The sequence below is a fragment of the Brachyspira hampsonii genome, from assembly GCF_001746205.1.
GTDB classification, from domain to species: domain Bacteria; phylum Spirochaetota; class Brachyspiria; order Brachyspirales; family Brachyspiraceae; genus Brachyspira; species Brachyspira hampsonii_B.
The window spans coordinates 71,444-89,904 of sequence record NZ_MDCO01000006.1; the positions used below are offsets into that span (position 1 = coordinate 71,444).

General features: G+C 28.5%; 16 protein-coding genes and 1 riboswitch. Of the genes, 6 read left to right on the forward strand and 10 right to left on the reverse strand.

The annotated features are described in order from the left end of the window. Positions 1–37: 37 nt before the first annotated feature. The 4 genes from flgK to BFL38_RS03430 form a co-directional block, all read right to left on the reverse strand. On the reverse strand, positions 38–1,951 hold the full coding sequence (gene flgK / locus BFL38_RS03415; RefSeq protein ID WP_069725738.1) for a flagellar hook-associated protein FlgK: 1,914 nt from the start codon (positions 1,949–1,951) through the stop codon (positions 38–40). Between the two features lie 163 nt (positions 1,952–2,114). Further along, positions 2,115–2,975 (reverse strand): Rpn family recombination-promoting nuclease/putative transposase, encoded by an 861-nt coding sequence (locus BFL38_RS03420; protein WP_069725739.1) that lies wholly within the window; start codon positions 2,973–2,975, stop codon positions 2,115–2,117. Positions 2,976–3,249: 274 nt separating this feature from the next. Next, complete coding sequence (locus BFL38_RS03425) at positions 3,250–3,801, reverse strand: hypothetical protein (protein ID WP_069725740.1); 552 nt, start codon at positions 3,799–3,801, stop codon at positions 3,250–3,252. 206 nt (positions 3,802–4,007) lie between these two features. Further along, the gene (locus BFL38_RS03430; protein WP_069725741.1) at positions 4,008–5,849 is read right to left on the reverse strand and encodes a methyl-accepting chemotaxis protein; all 1,842 of its coding nucleotides are present in this window, start codon (positions 5,847–5,849) and stop codon (positions 4,008–4,010) included. A gap of 194 nt (positions 5,850–6,043) precedes the next feature. On the opposite strand from BFL38_RS03430, the gene hisC reads away from it, so the two are divergent. Together hisC and BFL38_RS03440 are read left to right on the forward strand one after the other, a co-directional pair. Next, positions 6,044–7,114 (forward strand): histidinol-phosphate transaminase, encoded by a 1,071-nt coding sequence (gene hisC / locus BFL38_RS03435; RefSeq protein ID WP_069725742.1) that lies wholly within the window; start codon positions 6,044–6,046, stop codon positions 7,112–7,114. Positions 7,115–7,131: 17 nt separating this feature from the next. Next, positions 7,132–7,353, forward strand: coding sequence for a hypothetical protein (locus BFL38_RS03440; protein WP_069725743.1), 222 nt, complete (start codon positions 7,132–7,134; stop codon positions 7,351–7,353). Between the two features lie 193 nt (positions 7,354–7,546). Here BFL38_RS03440 and BFL38_RS03445 read toward each other — a convergent pair whose 3' ends face one another. From BFL38_RS03445 to BFL38_RS03465, 5 genes are all read right to left on the reverse strand, one after another. Continuing rightward, on the reverse strand, positions 7,547–8,746 hold the full coding sequence (locus BFL38_RS03445) for a bifunctional 3,4-dihydroxy-2-butanone-4-phosphate synthase/GTP cyclohydrolase II (RefSeq protein ID WP_069725744.1): 1,200 nt from the start codon (positions 8,744–8,746) through the stop codon (positions 7,547–7,549). Positions 8,747–8,820: 74 nt separating this feature from the next. Continuing rightward, positions 8,821–9,471 carry a riboflavin synthase gene (locus BFL38_RS03450; protein ID WP_069725745.1) on the reverse strand — a complete coding sequence of 217 codons (651 nt, stop codon included), beginning with the start codon at positions 9,469–9,471 and terminating at the stop codon, positions 8,821–8,823. Between the two features lie 113 nt (positions 9,472–9,584). Further along, entirely contained in the window at positions 9,585–10,694 is a 1,110-nt protein-coding gene (ribD, locus tag BFL38_RS03455; RefSeq protein ID WP_083249370.1) for a bifunctional diaminohydroxyphosphoribosylaminopyrimidine deaminase/5-amino-6-(5-phosphoribosylamino)uracil reductase RibD, read from the reverse strand. A 129-nt stretch (positions 10,695–10,823) separates the two neighbouring features. Further along, positions 10,824–10,959, reverse strand: a riboswitch (FMN riboswitch). Positions 10,960–11,014: 55 nt separating this feature from the next. After that, a complete protein-coding gene (locus BFL38_RS03460) occupies positions 11,015–11,467 on the reverse strand; it encodes a protein-tyrosine phosphatase family protein (RefSeq protein ID WP_069725746.1) in 453 nt (150 codons plus the stop codon). A gap of 529 nt (positions 11,468–11,996) precedes the next feature. Further along, entirely contained in the window at positions 11,997–13,028 is a 1,032-nt protein-coding gene (locus BFL38_RS03465) for an alpha/beta hydrolase (RefSeq protein ID WP_069725747.1), read from the reverse strand. A gap of 151 nt (positions 13,029–13,179) precedes the next feature. Between BFL38_RS03465 and BFL38_RS03470 the strand changes: the two genes are divergently transcribed. From BFL38_RS03470 to BFL38_RS03485, 4 genes are all read left to right on the forward strand, one after another. After that, positions 13,180–14,070, forward strand: a complete 891-nt coding sequence (locus BFL38_RS03470) for a LysR family transcriptional regulator (protein WP_069725748.1) — start codon at positions 13,180–13,182, stop codon at positions 14,068–14,070. A gap of 184 nt (positions 14,071–14,254) precedes the next feature. Then, positions 14,255–14,980 carry a hypothetical protein gene (locus BFL38_RS03475; RefSeq protein WP_069725749.1) on the forward strand — a complete coding sequence of 242 codons (726 nt, stop codon included), beginning with the start codon at positions 14,255–14,257 and terminating at the stop codon, positions 14,978–14,980. Positions 14,981–15,403: 423 nt separating this feature from the next. Then, entirely contained in the window at positions 15,404–16,651 is a 1,248-nt protein-coding gene (locus BFL38_RS03480; RefSeq protein WP_069725750.1) for an AAA family ATPase, read from the forward strand. Then, positions 16,648–17,283 (forward strand): hypothetical protein, encoded by a 636-nt coding sequence (locus tag BFL38_RS03485; protein WP_069725751.1) that lies wholly within the window; start codon positions 16,648–16,650, stop codon positions 17,281–17,283. The genes BFL38_RS03480 and BFL38_RS03485 overlap by 4 nt, the downstream gene beginning before the upstream one ends. 77 nt (positions 17,284–17,360) lie before the next feature. Here BFL38_RS03485 and BFL38_RS03490 read toward each other — a convergent pair whose 3' ends face one another. Further along, the gene (locus BFL38_RS03490; protein WP_069725752.1) at positions 17,361–18,455 is read right to left on the reverse strand and encodes an alpha/beta hydrolase; all 1,095 of its coding nucleotides are present in this window, start codon (positions 18,453–18,455) and stop codon (positions 17,361–17,363) included. Between the last annotated feature and the right edge of the window lie 6 nt (positions 18,456–18,461).

Here is an 18,461-nt window from a genome sequence, read left to right on the forward strand (position 1 = left end):
ATTTTTTGATACCGCCTCAAAAAAATCTATATATTACTTACACACCCATTCTGTTTATTACAACATCTAAAAGCTGATCCATAATACTTACAACTCTTGCAGATGCATTATAACCATGCTGATACATAGCCATCTGAGCAACTTCTTCATCTAAATTAACTCCGGATACAGACTGTCTTAATTTTTCAAGATATTCCATAACAACAGTTTGCTTTTCAGTTTCAGCATTAGCTGTTTCTGTTCTTGAGGATATTTTGGCAAGACTTCCTGTATAGAAATCATTGAATGTAGATTTACTGTCTATCATTATCTCTTTATTTTTCAAATTAGCTATAGCCAAAGCATTAGAGCCGTCGCCTATTCCATTCCATTTATCGTTAAAGCCATTACCTGTAGTATCTATACCTTTAGAAGCAGCTATATAATTAACATCATTTCTTATAATGTCATTAATAGCAATAGCTGAAGCAGGGTGTCTGTCAGGAGTAACTGTAAAGTTTCTGAAATCACCTGCTAATTGATTAACCTGATCTATTGTCTGCCAATTATAAGCTCCATTAGCTCCGGATTGATTTAATACTCCTGTTATTCCTACTAAGAAATCGCCGGAATCTTCTATATGTTTAATAAAATATGAAGGTCTCATATAATCATCAAAACCTCTGGCTTTAAGAACAAGTCTGTTATTATTATCTAAATAAGCTGAAACATTAGCCTCGCTTGAGTTGATTTTATCTATCAATTCTCCTACTTTCATCTGAGCAGTATAATCTATAGCAACATCGGCACCTTCTCTGGATTTATTGCCGAATACTAAAGTTCCGCTGCTTCCTATACTTGCTGTAGAATCTACTGAATTAATACCGCTTACTTTGAACATTATAGTAGAATCTTCCTGTCCGTCATTATTGATATCAAAATTACCTATTACGGAAGGAGTAGTTTTTGTAACTGTAAAGAAATCTATACCCGTTTCCTGATTAAGACCGAAACCGCTTCTATGTATTTCATTTACGCTGTCAGCTAAATTCATGGCAAAAGTATCTATATCATTAATAGCATCAACTGTATCAACATCTCTAAGTTCTAATAAAGCCTTTAATTCTCCGCCTTCAAACTGTACCTGAACATGATCTTTTTTCCAATAAATATCATACATTCCTTCATTATTAATATTCTTTTCAGCACTTAATTCGCTTACAATATTACCTTGAATCAAAGCTCTTCCGCCAATATAAATCATAGTCTCATCAGGGTCAATAGATTTTATATCAACATTGGCAAGAGAAGAAAGCTCATCAACAAGTAAATCTCTTCTGTCTAATAAATCATTAGGACTTTGTCCTAGTGCCTGCTGTTTTACTATTTCAACATTTAAATCTTTTATAGAATTAGCTATATCATTAATTCTCTTAACCTTATTTTCAACTAAGTTATTCAAATTATTACGCATACCGTTCATTTGATTAAACATTTGATTAATAGAATTATTTATTCTGTCTGCTCTCTCTACAAGAACCATTCTTGTTCCTCTTTCTGCAGGATTAGCGGCCATTTCCTGCCAAGAATCCCAGAAAGCATCTAAATCGCTTCTTAAATTAGCATTGCCAGGCTCATTATATATAGCTTCCAACTGCTTTAAATAATCCGATTTAGTTTTCCAATAACCGTCTGTACCAAGCTCCATCATTATTTTAGAGTCTATAAACTGATCTCTTATTCTCTCTACTGTAGTTATTTCAGCCCCCTGTCCTATTTGACCGGCACGTTCTGCCCTATTAAGGCTAGGAGCTTCCAAAGGCTTATCAAATGTACGCATTACTACTCTTTGTCTGCTATAGCCTTTAGTTGCAACATTATTTATATTATGCCCTGTAACTTCTAAAGCTGTTTTGAAGTTCTGAAGGGATCTTTTACCTAATTCTATACCGAAAAATGAGCTTGTTGACATTATTATGCTCCTTAAAAATAATAATTTACTTATAATTAATTATTAGAATTATCGTATTTATAAAAAAATTTATTACATTTTTTTTATTATTATTGTAGCATAAGGTAACATAATAAAAGCATTAAATATTTATCTATATATAAAAATTATTTGTTAAAATATATTATAGTTCTTCTATATCTTCTATACTTAATCCTGTAAGTTCTCTTATAAGCTCCATATTCATATTCTTATTTTTCATCTCTTTAGCTATAGCAATCTTTTCAGATTTTTTACCTTCTTTTATACCTTCTTCCCGCTCCTTCTTAAGCATAACAGTCTGACCATATAAAAAAGCATCTCTTGCATTATAAACTTCCATTTCATCTTCACTTGATATAAAACGTTCATATTTATTAATTACTTTATCCATTATGAAATTTACCTCCTTTAATCTTTCTTTTACCTTATCTAAATCTTTTGCTGTAAAAAACTCTATCCAAGATAATATTTTATTTCTCTTCATATCTCCAATATCAGAGGCATATAAAATATTTTTAAATCTTGGAACTTCCAATATATGCATCTGAACCATATCTAAAACAACATTATGATTTTCTGTATCTATTAATTTAAAACATCTATGAGTTTTTCCGCCATCATTAAAATCCATATTGAAATTAACAAAATTAATACTTATAATTTCACTAATTATATCATACGGTTCTTTTTCCTCTACTTCGCTTACTATATTCCTAGATATATAATAATATATTCTCTTCAAAAAATCTATATTGCCTGATAATTGTATTTCTATAATTATTTTTTTATTACTTTTTGTAATGGCTTTAACATCTAGTACGGATTCTTTTAAATTAATATTTTCAGGAAGATTATGAGGATTAATGATATGCAGATTATGAACTTCTTCAAACCCTAAATCTTCAAGTACAGAATTTACTATATTTTCAAGTATATCCTCATTTCCTTCAGATGCCAGCAAATATCTTACAAAATAATCATTCATTCTATTTATGTTTCTCATTTATTACACACCAAAATTATAAGCAGATAAGCTTTACTTTTAATATTGGTTAAACAAATTCTTTTTATAAAATAAGCCTAAAATAATATATTTTTTAATATATATTTTTGTTTGATGAAATCATTTTATAAATTAACAATTTGGGATAGTATAATTTTTAAGGACTAAACTTTGAATAATATTTTATAAGCTAAATAAATACATATAATAAGAATGCATGATAAAAAATATGCGGGCAAAAACATATAATTTCAGCCCGCTTTAGAAATTGATTCTATTTATTTATAAAATCATTCTTGTCATATTCATCATCTGTAATCTTATAAAGATAATCATCTTTAGTATATTCTCTATCTTCAAATCCTAGATCTGATATCTCCATTTTAGGATAATTGTCCCAATTAGCACCTTCTCTTCTCCATTTAGAAATTTCAGAGGAATAATCATATGATTCAAGATAGATTCTAATAAGCGTTTTATCTTCAGATAAAGTTATAGCTGTATATGCATCTGCATATTCATTTGCAGTCTCTTGTCTTTTTCTTGAATATATAGCATAGTTATTGGACATACCTATAAAAATTAAATCACCTTGTAGAATAGGGTGATGATAACGGCTTGCTATATCTCCATTATCTTTAAAATACCCAACAGGAAATCCTCTTGCAGATCTTAAAGGTACAATAGCTTTTCCTTTAACTGTATTCAAAAACTCAGCAGCTTCTTTACTATTTTTCTCAACTCCAGGTACTGAAACTTGCCCTGCTTCATTTCCGCCGCATGCAGATATAAATACAAAAGAAAAAATAATTAAAAGTTTTTTCATTTTTACCTCCTAATTTTTTTTAATAAAAAATCTTTGCAATAGTACAATATAATATATAAGTTGTCAAGTTTTTGATATACAATACATAGGTATTATATATTTATCAAATTAATTATTGGCATTTAAAAAATAATAAGCCGCCTTTTTGAAAGACAGCCTATTATTTTTATTAAATTTTGATACTTAAAAAATCTTATACAAAAATCTTATACTTTAAAGAAACTCATAGCATTAACTAATTCTTCAGCCTGATTTAATAAGGCATTAGCCGAAGCAGAAGCCTCTTCTACCAAAGCAGCATTCTGCTGAGTTACCATATCCATGTCTGTAACAGCTTTATTAACCTGTTCCACACCTTCATGCTGCTCTACTGCTGTTGAGCTTATATCACGCATTATTTTGGCAGTATTTTCTATCTTTCCCTGAAGATCATTGAATATATCCTGTGAAGCTCTTGCAGATTCTGTGGCTTTATTGATTTTATCATAGGCATTATCAACTAAGTGAGTAATATCTTTTACTGATGACTGTGTAGTTTGTGCCAAATTTCTAACCTCGCTTGCTACAACCGCAAAGCCTTTACCCATATCGCCTGCCCTTGCCGCCTCTACTGCAGCATTAAGAGCAAGTATATTAGTTTGAAAAGCAATGTCTTCTATTATTTTGGTAATATCTTTAATCTTAGTGCTGGCATCATAAACCTCTTCTATATTTTTAGTAGTATCAAGTATTATTTCGCCGGCATTTTGAATGGCATCTCTTGAATCTATCATCATTTTATTACCCTCTACAGACTGATCTGCAGATGATTTTATTGTAGAAGCCATTTGCTCCATTGAAGAAGCTGTTTCCTCTAAACTAGCCGCCTGCGATTCTGTTCTTTTTGATAAATCCGCACTTCCGGAAGAAAGCTCTTTTGCATTCATTCTTATTTCATCAGACGAAGTTCTTACTTTAATAATAATGCTTGAAAGCCTGTCTCTCATATCAAAAAAAGAATTCGCCAATACTCCTAGCTCATCTTTGCGGTTTATATTCCTATGAGTAGAAGTCAAATCTCCATTAGAAATTTCTCTGGATATAAGAACTAATTCATCTAAAGGTCTAGTAATACTCTTAATATACATAAATATTAATATAGCACATAATATTATAAAAATAGGTCCTATTATTACTGTACGAATAATCGTATATTTTATTTCTTTATATATTTCGCTATTAGCTTTAGCAAATATAACAGTCCAAGGCATTATATCAATATTTTTATAAACTGCTGAACGTTTTCCTTTCTGACCTTCACTATAATAAGATTCAATAATGCCTTCACTTTTTGTTTTTATGATACTGTAAACATCTGGAAGACTGCCTCCTATATTATTGTCATCTGATGATAATAATATGTTTCCATCATTATTAGCTACGGTTATTCTTCCATTAATATTTAAACTCTTTATAAATTCATCATTGACTTTTTTCAAGTCCAAATTAATATAAACTAATCCTACAACATTTCCCTGAGCATTCTTTATTCCTCCGCAAAGAAGCAGTGCATGACTGCCTGTTGTAGATGAAATACTTGTAGAATTATCAAATGTGAATTTATAATTATTAGCTTTCATTTTTGTAAATAAATCTTTATGAATATCTGCTATAGATGCTCCTACAAGTTTAGGATTAGCACTGTCAAGCAAAACAATACCATTAATATCTGCCAAACCTATATTTATAGCATAAGTATTAACTGAGGCAAAATCTCTCAATCTTTTTTCTGACTCATTTCTTACAGCTATATCATCTATATTTAAAATACCGCTTGCTAATGTACCAGACTGAGAATAAGTCGCTATTGCAAGCAGCTGTTCATGAAGCACCATATCTATCATATAAGAATATCCTGAAGCTGTAGAAGTAAAACCTTCTAAGGCAGCTTTTCTAATAGCCCTAGAAGAAGACCAAATAGAAATCGAAGCTAATGCAACTATTGTTATAAATATAATAGAAATTATTATAGCGGGAACTTTAAAAGATAAACTATGTATTTTTTTCATTTATAAAAACCTCTGTATTTAGATATAAAAATAAAAAATTAATAATTAGAAAAGATAAATAACATATTGATTTTAATATAACAATTAAATTTTGTAAGTCAAATTTTTTTTATTCTAAATTTATAAAATATTTTGCTATGGATTTTATAAAAATATCATATATAATAATCTATAAATAAATAAAAGGATTAGTCATGAATAAATTTCTAAGTAATAAAGCTAAATCTATAGAACCATATACTCCGGGTGAACAGCCTAAAGATAAAAATTATATAAAATTAAATACTAATGAATCTCCATATCCTCCTTCCCCATATATAAAAAAAGCTTTAATAGAAAGCAGATTCGATGATTTAAGACTTTATCCGGATCCCAATGTAACAGATTTGAAAAAAGAAATCGCTGAATTATATAATGTAAATACAAATAATATATTTATAGGAAACGGCTCTGATGAAATATTGGCTTTTTCTTTTATGGCTTTCTTTAATAAAGGAGATAAAGTTTATTATCCTAATATTACATACAGCTTTTATTCAGTATATTCAGACCTTTTTGATTTAAATGAGATAAAAATACCTCTTAAAGATGATTTTACTATAGATATTAATAATTATAAAAATTTAGATTCAGGAATATTCATAGCAAATCCTAATGCCCCTACAGGATTACTGCTTACTCCGTCTCAGATAGAAGAAATCATAATAAGCAATAAAAATAATATAGTGATAATAGACGAAGCGTATATTGATTTTGCTGAAACAGAAAGTGCATATAAACTTATAAATAAATATGATAATCTTTTAGTAATACAAACTTTTTCAAAATCAAGATCATTAGCAGGAATTCGTTTAGGTTTTGCTATAGGTAATGAAAATTTAATTCAAGGTCTTAAAAATATTAAATACTCTTTTAATTCATACACTATTAATAGACTTTCTATAATAGCAGGAATAGAAGCTCTAAAAGATAAAGAGTATTTTAAAGATACTGTTAATAAAATTATAAATACAAGAGAAAAAACAAAAATTGAATTAAAAGAATTAGGATTTAATGTTCTTGATTCTAAATCTAATTTTATATTTATATCACATAAAAATATATTCGCTGAAGATATTTATTTAAAATTGAAAGAGCATGGAATATTAGTAAGATATTTCAAAAAAGATATTATAAATAATTATATAAGAGTAACAATAGGTTCAGATAAAGAAATGGATATATTTTTAGAAAAAATAAAAGATATAATACATAATAAAATATAAAAGATTGGATAAAAAATATGAAAGACACTACATTATACATCATAATAGCAGTAATATTCATCATTATATTAATATCTACAATTATAATGATTAAAAATATTTTTTCTAAAAATAAAAACAAGCCACAGAAAAACATACAAAAGATGATGAAAGAATTGCAGAAGAATATAGAAGAAAATGAAAATGATTTGGACTCTATTTATCAATTAGCTACAGAGAAATATTTAATTAATGCTTAAAAGAAATAAAATAATTTTTTTCATTGTAATAACTCCTATTATTGTTATGTTCGCCTACGCTAATATAAGCCAGCAACTAAAGTTACTGGCTGCTTACCAAAGGTACCTTTCCTACACCTGCCAACACCATAGGTGGACTTCGTCGGCACGCTTCGCGAGGTGGACTGTAGGCTCGCTTTTTTATTTTAAATTCTTAATCTAGTATATGTCCCATACGCTCTTTTTTAGTCTTTAAATAAAATGCATCGTACTCTGAAGCCTCTATTTGTATAGGCACTCTGTCTTTTATTTCAAGCCCGTAATTATTCAAATACTTTATTTTGTCTGGGTTATTAGTCATTATTTTTATACTCTTAACACCCAATTTTTTAAGCATTTGATAAGCCTCATAATATTCACGCATATCATCTCTAAAACCCAAAGCTATGTTAGCATCAACTGTATCAAGTCCGCTGTCCTGAAGTTCATAAGCTCTTAATTTATTAACAAGTCCTATTCCTCTGCCTTCCTGACGCATATATACCATTATGCCCCTGCCTTCAGAAGCAATTTTTCTCATAGCATAATCATATTGCTCTCCGCAATCGCATCTTTTAGAACCTAATGCATCGCCTGTCAAACATTCAGAATGCACCCTGCAAAGCACATCCTCTCCGCTTGAAATGTCTCCCATAGTTAAAACTACATGATGTTGTTTTGTTATTTTATTTACAAAAGTTAGTATTTCAAACTCCCCGTATTTAGTAGGCATTTTAGCTTTGGCATAAAGCTCCATCAAGTCTTCATTCTTTTTTCTGTAGTCTATCAAATCAGAAACAGTTATCATTTTAAGATTATGTTTTTTAGCGAAATCAATCAAATCATCTCTTCTCATCATATCGCCGTCATCTCTCATAATCTCGCAGCATAAACCGCATTCTTTAAGTCCTGCTAGTCTCATCAAATCAACAGTAGCCTCAGTATGCCCCATTCTTACAAGCACGCCGCCTTCTTTTGCAAGTAATGGAAACATATGACCAGGGCGTCTGAAATCTTCTGGTCTTGCATTTTCATCAACTACTTTTAAAGCTGTGATTGATCTTTCTACTGCTGAAATACCAGTTGTAGTTTCAACATGGTCAATAGATACCGTAAAAGCTGTTTCATGATTATCAGTATTTTTTGTAACCATTTGATTTAAATTAAGTTTGTTTGTAATTTCTTTGCTCATAGGCATGCATATTAAACCTTTAGCATAAGTAGCCATGAAGTTTATATTTTCTGTAGTAGCAAACTCAGCTGCACAGATTAAATCACCCTCATTTTCTCTATCTTCGTCATCGGAAACAACTATTATTTTTCCGTTTCTTAAATCTTCTAAAGCCTCATCAATAGTGCTGTAAATATTTTCCATTTGAATGCTCCTTCTTCATTCGTTTTTTAATTTTGTGCTTTTCCTAAATATTGTAAGCAAAAACACTAAAAGTATTAAAATCCATTCTTAAGTAAAAACTCCATTGTAATATTGGATTTTTTACTATCATTACTATTTTCTTTATCATCTTTAAATGTTAAAAGCCTTTCAACATACTTGCCTATAACATCATTTTCTATATTGACCTTATCCCCCTCTTTTTTATAATAGAGTACAGTTTCCTTTAATGTATGAGGAATAACAGCTATAGAAAAAGTATTATCAGTTAAACTTGCCACCGTTAAACTTATACCATCAACAGCAACAGAGCCTTTCTCTACTATATACTTCATCAAATGTCTAGGCACTTCAATAGTGAGTATAATAGCATTATCATCTTTTTTCATAGATTTAATGCTTCCCACTCCGTCAATATGCCCGCTTACTATATGACCGCCGAATCTTCCGCTTAAAGTCATTGCTCTTTCAAGATTAACTCTGCTTCCGTTTTTTAAACTTCCCAAATTAGTACGGTTCAAAGTCTCCTGAGTAACATCAGCATTGAATATCTTATTATCAAAACTAGAAACAGTTAAACAAGTACCATTAACAGCAACACTATCACCCAAATGCAAATCATCAAATATTTTGTTTGCTTCTATCATAATAACTTTGCTCTGTACCGATTTAACAATTCCTATTTCTTCAACTATACCAGTAAACATTATTAATATTTTCTCTCTTAAATAATTTCTGTACTTTTTCCCGCCGCAAAAAGTACCAAAAAGTGCAAGTGTAAAATTAATTATATGTAAAGCTAATATATTTTATCTATAAATTAATAATTTAAATAGTATTCCAAAAATAAATCATCATCTATTTTTGTTATATCGCCGCCTATAAGTTTAAAAGCATTATTCGGATCATCTATCCCTTCGCCGCCTATAGGGCTTTTCGCTTTAATGCCTCCAAATATTTTTGGTGCTATATAAACTAAAACCTTATTTACCAATTTTTCCTCTATCAAACTAGCATGCAAAGAAGCACCTCCCTCTACATACACACTATCAATATTTTTCTCTTCGCCTAATATTTTCATTAATTCTTTTAAGTTTACTCTTCCATTATCACTTTCTGTTTTTATTATTTCAATTCCTAAACTTTCAAGCTCTTTTATTTTTTTATCATCATTACTAATAGTAGCTATAAAAGTTTTTATTTCTTTTGCAGTTTTACAAATATTAGAGTTTAAATCTATTTTTAGAGAACTGTCTAAAATTATCCTTATAGGGTTTCTAGTATTTGGAAGTCTGCAATTAAGAGTAGGATTATCTTCTATTACAGTATTTATTCCTACCATTATGGCAGAGTATTTATTTCTAAATCTATGAGAATGCTCTCTTGCTTTTTCTGAAGTTATCCATTTTGACTTTCCACTTACTGTAGCAATTTTACCGTCAATAGTCATAGCATATTTCATCACAACAAAAGGTATTTTATTTGCTATATAGTAGAAAAAAACTTCATTTAATTTTCTGCACTCTTCTTCAAGTACATTAACTATCACCTCAATTCCAGCATCTTTTAATTTTTTTATGCCATTACCTGCAACTTTAGGATTAGAATCAACACAGCCTATAACAACTTTTTTTATTTTATTTTTTATAATAGCATCAGCACAAGGAGGAGTTTTACCATAATGTGAACAAGGCTCTAAAGTTACATATATAGCAGCCCCTTCAACATCTTCTCCTTTTTTTTGGGCATCAAGAAAGGCATTAATTTCTGCATGATTTTCACCATATTTTTGATGATAACCTATACCTATAACTTTATCATCTTTCACTATTACAGCACCAACCAAAGGATTAGGACTAGTAAATCCTTCTCCTTTTTTTGCTTCTTCAATAGCCATTCTCATATATTTTTCATGCATATTTTCTTGCATAATACAAATACTCTTTTATTTTTTAATCTTGGGGTTTTATTTTGGCGGATTTTTGACTTGTAAACAAAAAAACTCTAAATGTTAAAAATAACAATTAGAGCTATCATTTTATGTAGTAGTTTACATTAATTTTATCTTCTACCATCCAGACTTTAACTGTCGGTTTTGGAATTGCACCAAATCTGCAATTTTGAATTAAGAAACATCAAAAAAGCTCGCGGACTTTACCGCCGGTATGGAATTTCACCTAGCCCCGAAGATTTATTATATTAATATTATAATACAAATATTTGCTATTGTCAAGTTATTTCACTATAATACTAAAAACTCATTATTTCATACCAATAATTATCAAAATATCTGTACATTCCCATTCCCGGCGAATAATAAGTATATATCTCATGGAAATCTCTTAAAGCATCTTTAAATGAAGTATTATCAATATAGCCTTTTCTTGCCATATAAAGAAGTGCTATAGACGGAGATCTGGACATACCAAAATTACAATGAACTAACACTTCCATATCATTTATATGTTCATCTATAAACTCCATAGCTCTTTTTATCATAGGAAAAGCATATTCAAAAGATAAACTGCTTATATCAAGTAAATTTAAATATAAGTCATTATTACTCTGATAAACTTTTTTATCACCTATATTTCCTCTTATGCCTCTTACAAAACAGCTTTGGCAGGCATGAACTATAGCTCCTTTAAACTCAGAACAGTCTCTGTCATCTCCTACATATAAATTTTTGTATATTTGTTTCATAATAAAAAACTCCAATAAATTTTACATTATAATTAAATAATTTAAATTGTCAATTTTGTTTCACATATTATTAAATATAACAAATAATAATCAAATTAATATTTATTGAATAATTATTCCATTATTATAGAGTATGAAAATTTATATATTTAAATGATGTATTAACAATCTATACGCACGGTAAAAAATCATATAATAATAAATATATTTATATTATATGTTATTGCTTTAAATTAAAAATTATTTAATCGTGCGGTAATTACATAACAAATAAAAAAACATTTGGGTGGGTGTCTTTATTTATAATTTAAACAAAAAATATCAAATAATTTGTAATGCAAAATAAGATTATAAAATCTTGAGGGTGGGGTTCTAATAAACTTTTTTAAAATTATTTACACTTGCCCGCCCTTTAGTTTTATTATTTAAATAGTTAATTTTATTTTTTATTTCTTTAAAGTTTAAACTGAAAAATTAACGCCCGCCCAAATTTTATTTAAATTGTAATTAACACACCTAAAATTAAAAATCATTTTAAATTATCTTTGAAGAATTGAGACAATTTTTCAAAAGGGATTAAATCTGTTCTGTCATAGAGATCAACATGATTAGCATTAGGTATTATGATTAACTCTTTTGGTTCTTTAGCTTTTTTATACGCATCTTCGCTGAAATATCTTGAATGAGCTTTTTCTCCTGCTATAAAAAGTATAGGTCTTGGAGATATAATATCAATATTTTCCAAAGGATAATAATTCATCAAGCTAATACTGCTTATAACAGACATAGCAGTTGTAGCACGAGGGTGAAAACCTCTTTTTGTACGGTAATAGCTGTAGAACTCTTTTGCTATATCTGGAGAGTTTTCATCTATAGTTTCAGGAGTACCTATTTGAAATTGTTTTTCTCCGCCATTATATTCATTCCATCTTTGCATGGAAGCCGCTTCAATCATTTTTTTTCTCTCTTCATCGCTTACAGAGTCATTTATTCCCTGACGAGCTGCTCTTCCCATATCATACATACTTGCTGTAGCTATAGCTTTTATTCTGCTGTCAATTTGAGCGGCACTTAAAACAAAACTTCCACTTCCGCATATTCCTATAGCTCCTATCTCGTCTCTGTCAACATAGTTTAATGAACCTATAAAATCTACTGCAGCACTGAAATCTTCTGCAAATGCCTCTGGTGAAGCCGTATAATGAGGAGAGCCTCCACTTTCTCCGTTGTATGATGCATCAAATGCTATAGTAATAAAGCCTCTCTCTGCCATAGCCTGAGCATATACTCCGGCAGCCTGTTCTTTTACTGCTCCATATGGACCTCCTATAACTAATGCCTTATATTTTTGATTGGTATTAATATCTATAGGTGTGTATAAGTCCGCTACTATATTTATACCTAGTCTGTTATAAAATGATACCTTTTTTACATTTACTTTGTCGCTCTTTTTGAAAGTTTTATCCCATTGTAATGTATTATTCTGTGCCATAATACTTCCTATAGGAAAAAGCATATATGCTGAAAATAATAAAGCTTTTTTTAAAATATTTTTAAACATTATAATATCCTCCGTCTAATTGTTATAGTTATAGAATATAGTAATTAATTAAGTATAGCAAATATTTATTATTTATGAATATTTATACTTTTTAGGTATTGATTAAAAACTGATAATTCTGTATTATAATAAATAAAGGAGATTTAAATATATGGAGATAAGAGCTTTAAAATATTTTTTAACTACAGTAAGAGAAGGAAACATCACAAAGGCTGCAAAATATCTTAATTTAACACAGCCTAATTTATCGCGTCAGATAAACATGCTAGAAAGAGATATAGGGCATAAATTATTTGAAAGAAAACATAATAATATAGAGCTTACTCCAGAGGGTATTTTACTTAAAAAAAGAGCAGAAGAAATATTAAATATGATAGATAAAACAAGGGCTGAGTTCAATTTTACTGATGAATTAATAGCAGGCGATATATTTATAGGGGCAGGGGAGACTTGGGCTATTGCATTGCTTGCCTCTATTATGCGGGATATGCAAAAAGACTATCCTCATATAAAATATAATATTTACAGCGGAAATTCTGAAGATATTACGGAGAAGCTAGACAAAGGATTATTAGATTTCGGTGTATTGATAGATCCTGCCGATTTGTCAAAATATGATTATTTAAAAATGCCTGCCAAAGATACTTGGGGTATTATTATGAGAAGAGATTCAAAGCTGGCACAAAAAAAGTATATAGTAAAAAAAGATTTATATAATATTCCATTAATAGTATCAAGACAGACTATTCAAAATGATATGCAGAATAATGATTTTTTAAAATGGTTGGGAGGAAGTTTAAGCGGTTTAGAGATAGCTGCTACTTATAATTTAATTTACAATGCATTGATTATGGTACGCGAGGGTATGGGGTATGCTTTTGCTTTGGATAGGCTCATAGATAATATGCATAATGAAGATATATGTTTTTTGCCATTAAAGCCTAAATTAGAATCTGGTCTTAATGTTGTATGGAAGAAAAATCAGGAGTTTTCAAGGGCTTCAAAAATATTTTTGGAAAGAATGAATAAAAGTTTTTTATAATATAATATTGCTTTATTAAATTGTTTTCAATAATAAATATGTGCAGCTTTATATACTGAAATTATTTTATCTATATATTTTTCGGTCAATAAAGTTATTTAAATAACTTTATTTAAAAAATTAATCTTTGACAAATTATCATTTTTTTATATAATTTTATTATAATAAATTGAGGATATTATTTATGAAACATCTAAAAAAAATTTTATTAATTACATGTGCTTTATTAGCATTTAATTCATATTCTTTTGCTAAAGGAAGTTTTGAAGCTATATTGAATGTACCAGTAGGTATGTCGTTCGGCGGGGGAGATGGAAACGATATTTTTTCAAAAATAGGGTTTGATTCTGGTGTTAATGTAAAACTTGGGTATATGTTTGTCTTTAATAAATGGGCTTTCAGCATACTTGGAGATATAGGATATAGCTATGACAGTTATAAAATTTATAGCTCATCATCTGTATTAGGTGATACTGTTAGTACAAAAGACAGCATGTATATACATGGATTTCAAATTGGGGTGCTTCCTAAATTTAATTTTGGGGCATTTTCTTTAGGTATAGGTATTGGTGTTAAAGTGCCTTTTGCATTAACCCATGACTACGAGAAAACATATAGAACTTCTAGCGGTACAGAAACAACTGTAACTCATAATGAGAATTTTTATGGAAATAATATAGGTAAATTATTAAAAAGTGATGTTATACCTTATTTTAAAGTTACATTTGAATATTCTATTTATTTCAATGAGAAAATTGCTTTTAATATTGGAGCTTATTTAGGATATGATTTTAATATTGAGAAGGAAAATATTATTTATGATTCCTATTTTTATGATTGGTATAAAAGTAAAATTGATACATTTGATATTGGTTTACAGTTTGGCTTGAGGTTTACTCCGCAGCTTTAATCAGATTATAATCGCCTGCTAAAGATTGGCATTTGATAAAAAATGTAATTATTGTCTTTCCTTATACAATTGCAGGCGGTTACAATATTATTTGATACTTTTAAACAATAAAAATCAATTATTATCAATATTTCTATAATATAATTGAAGAAGTATACAATTATTCAATCGGAGGCTGCAAGCCTATAGAAAAATATATAAAGGCTCATGAAACTCTTACTCTTAATGACATTAGGCATATACATAAAGTTATTGCCGTTATTGGAAAGACTATTGAGCTTCAAGGCAGTATTGATGAGGTTTATAAGAGAATTGATAATTAAAAAATACTAGACTTAATCTATATATGATAAAATTTATTATATAAAAATATTTTTTATTCCGAAATATATAATAGTTTTTTATAGTAAAGTGGGAAAATAAATGCTTGTAAGTTTTAGTGCCAAGAACTATAAATCATTTTATGATGAAGTTACTCTTGATATGCGTATAGAAGTTAATGACAAGAGCAGAGAAGAAGTAGAAAATAATCCTTTTGTATATAAAATAAATGATGATTATATATCCAAATTATGCATACTATACGGACATAATGGAAGCGGAAAATCTAATTTATTAAATGCCATTCGATATTTAACTAATGTTAATATATATCATGATACCCCTGCAAATTATAAATATTTATTTATACCAAATATGATTTATGGTAAAGATGAAAATACAGAATTCACATTAGAATTTTATTATAATAATATTTTATTTTTCTATAAAATAATATTAGATAATAAAAATAAAAAAATAGAATATGAATTGTTAAAAGAAAATAATAATATAGTCTTTGAAAGAAATAATAGTAATATAGTAAATGGAAATGACTTTTTTATCAATATTAAAGGTATACCAAATCAAATTACAGTTATGGCATATTGTTATAGTGTTGACGATTATAGAAAAAATATAAAAAACTATCAAAATATATTTGTAAAAAATTTTTTTTCATATGCATTCATAAATTTTTCAGAAGCATTGTTTAGTGATATTGATAATGTATATTCTATATTAAAGAATTCAGGACTTTGGAATATATATAAAAAACTTATCTCTCTTGCTGATGTAGGGATAGATGATATAAAAGTTATTGAAAATAATAATTATAAAATAAGTACTAATTATATGGAAAATGTTTTATTTGAACGAAATAAATACAAATTAATTTCCATTCATAAAGATTATGAAGCCGATTTTAGAAAAGTAGAGTCTGATGGGACAAAAAATTATGCTAATAATTTATTTGGCATTTTAGGTGCTTTAAGAAGCGGAATTTTATGTGTACTAGATGAATTTCAAGGTGTGCAATCTGAACTTTTAGAGCTTGTTATAAGTTTGTTTCAAAAAAATATGTTTGAAGATTTGGATAATCCTACAGCTCAATTAATATTATCCACTCATGATACAAATTTAATGAGCCTTAAAAATACATTGTTAAATCATTATTGGTTTATAAACAAAGAAGATAATAAAAGCGAATTATACTGTGCTTCTGATTTTGAAGATTTAAAAAGAGATGATTTAGAAAAAGAGTATAAAAGAAACAGCTTAAAAGCAAAGTACAACTCCAGATTATTTGAAGTTCCTTCAAAGTTTTTTATTGATGAGGATATAAATAAATGAGGAAGAAACAAATACTAAATATTTTAAATAATAAAAAATATTATTTATATTGTTTTTCACCAGGGGAAACCGAATTTGAATATTTCAAAAAATATGTAAATGAAAAACTTAATGATAAAATAAAATATCATGGTTATGCTCAAACACATCAATTAAGTGCAAATATTAAAGATGATGAACAAAAAAATAAAGAAATAAATAAAATAGTAGATTTTATAACAAATAGAACTTCAACTATGAATGAATATGGTTTGGGAAAAATAATTGTGTTTATAACTGACTGTGATAATGCTGAACTTAACCATGTAGAAGATTTAAGAAAAAAATTTAATAAGTGTCTGCAATTATACGGCAATATTAATTCTAGTATATTTATACTTAATTATCAGGCATTGGAAAGCTGGCTTGAATATTATTATGATGAAAGAAAAGATAAACAAATAATTAAAGATGATGTATTTAAACATTGGGATAAAGTATTTCAAAACAATCATGATAAGGCTGTAAATAAATATTTAAAAGAACATAATCAAAAAGTGCCTAATTATTCAGATATACATACTAAAAGCTATTCAGATTTTCCTTATGCTTTTAAATATTTAGAAGAACTTGAAATTAATAAAAATAGTTGATTTTGAGAGATATATAATAAAAAACTCCCAAGAAAATTAATACTTGAGAGTTTTATTAATTAATGATTAGATGTATATTATTTTAGATTGTCATTAAAAAACTGTGTTATTCTCTCAAAAGGTATTTTTGACATATCATCATATAATGAAACATGATCTGCGTCTTCTATTATTACTAATTCTTTATTATTTCCTAATATTTCATTATAAACATCTTCAGAATAATATCTTGAATGTGCTTTGTCTCCTGCTATTAAAAGTACAGGAGTAGTATCCAAATCCCCAAGATTATCCATTAAATTAAAGTTCCAGAAAGAAAAAGGCATAGTGGCAGTCCAAGAAGTAACAAAGTTTATAGCACGAGGGTGATAAGCTCTTTTTGCATAATAATTGTAAAAGGCAGCAAATACAGGATCAGCATTTTCTGGAAGTTCTTCAGGTACAACCATAGCAGAAGCCTGTATATTGTTGTTTTCATCAAAAGTAGGCTCATGATTACCTAAAGCATAATTTCCATTTTCAGCATCTTTCCAACGCTGCTCGCTTAAATATTCTCTTATTTTTCTTCTCTGCTCTTTTGTATAATAGTCTTGATGTCCTTTGCTCATATCTCTTGACATGTCATACATTGAAGCAGTTGCTACGGCTTTAATTCTAGTATCAGTACCAGCAGCAGTTATAGCCATACCAGAAAGTCCGCATATACCTATTGCTCCAATACGGTTTCTGTCTACATAATTAAGCAAACCTAAATAATCTACAGCAGCACTGTAATCTTCTGTGAATATATCAGGCGAAGCATTATTTCTAACTTCTCCGCCGCTTTCACCTGTAAAAGATGGATCAAAAGCTAATGCTACAAAACCATTGCTAGCCATTTCCTGAGCGTATAAACCAGATGCCTGCTCCTTAACTGCTCCGAATGGTCCTGATACTACTAAAGCAGGATTTTTTTTGTTACTGTAGTCTTGAGGCAAATATAAATGTCCTGCTATTTCTATGCCATAACGATTTTTGAATCTTACTTCTTTCATTTCAATATTTGTGTAAACTGTAAATACTCTAGTGTCCATATTATTTTCTCCTTTGTTTTGATTATTTTGTGTGCTGTTATTATTACAAGAAATTATAAATGATAGTAATAATAAAATTGATGATATTGTTTTTTTCATGATAAA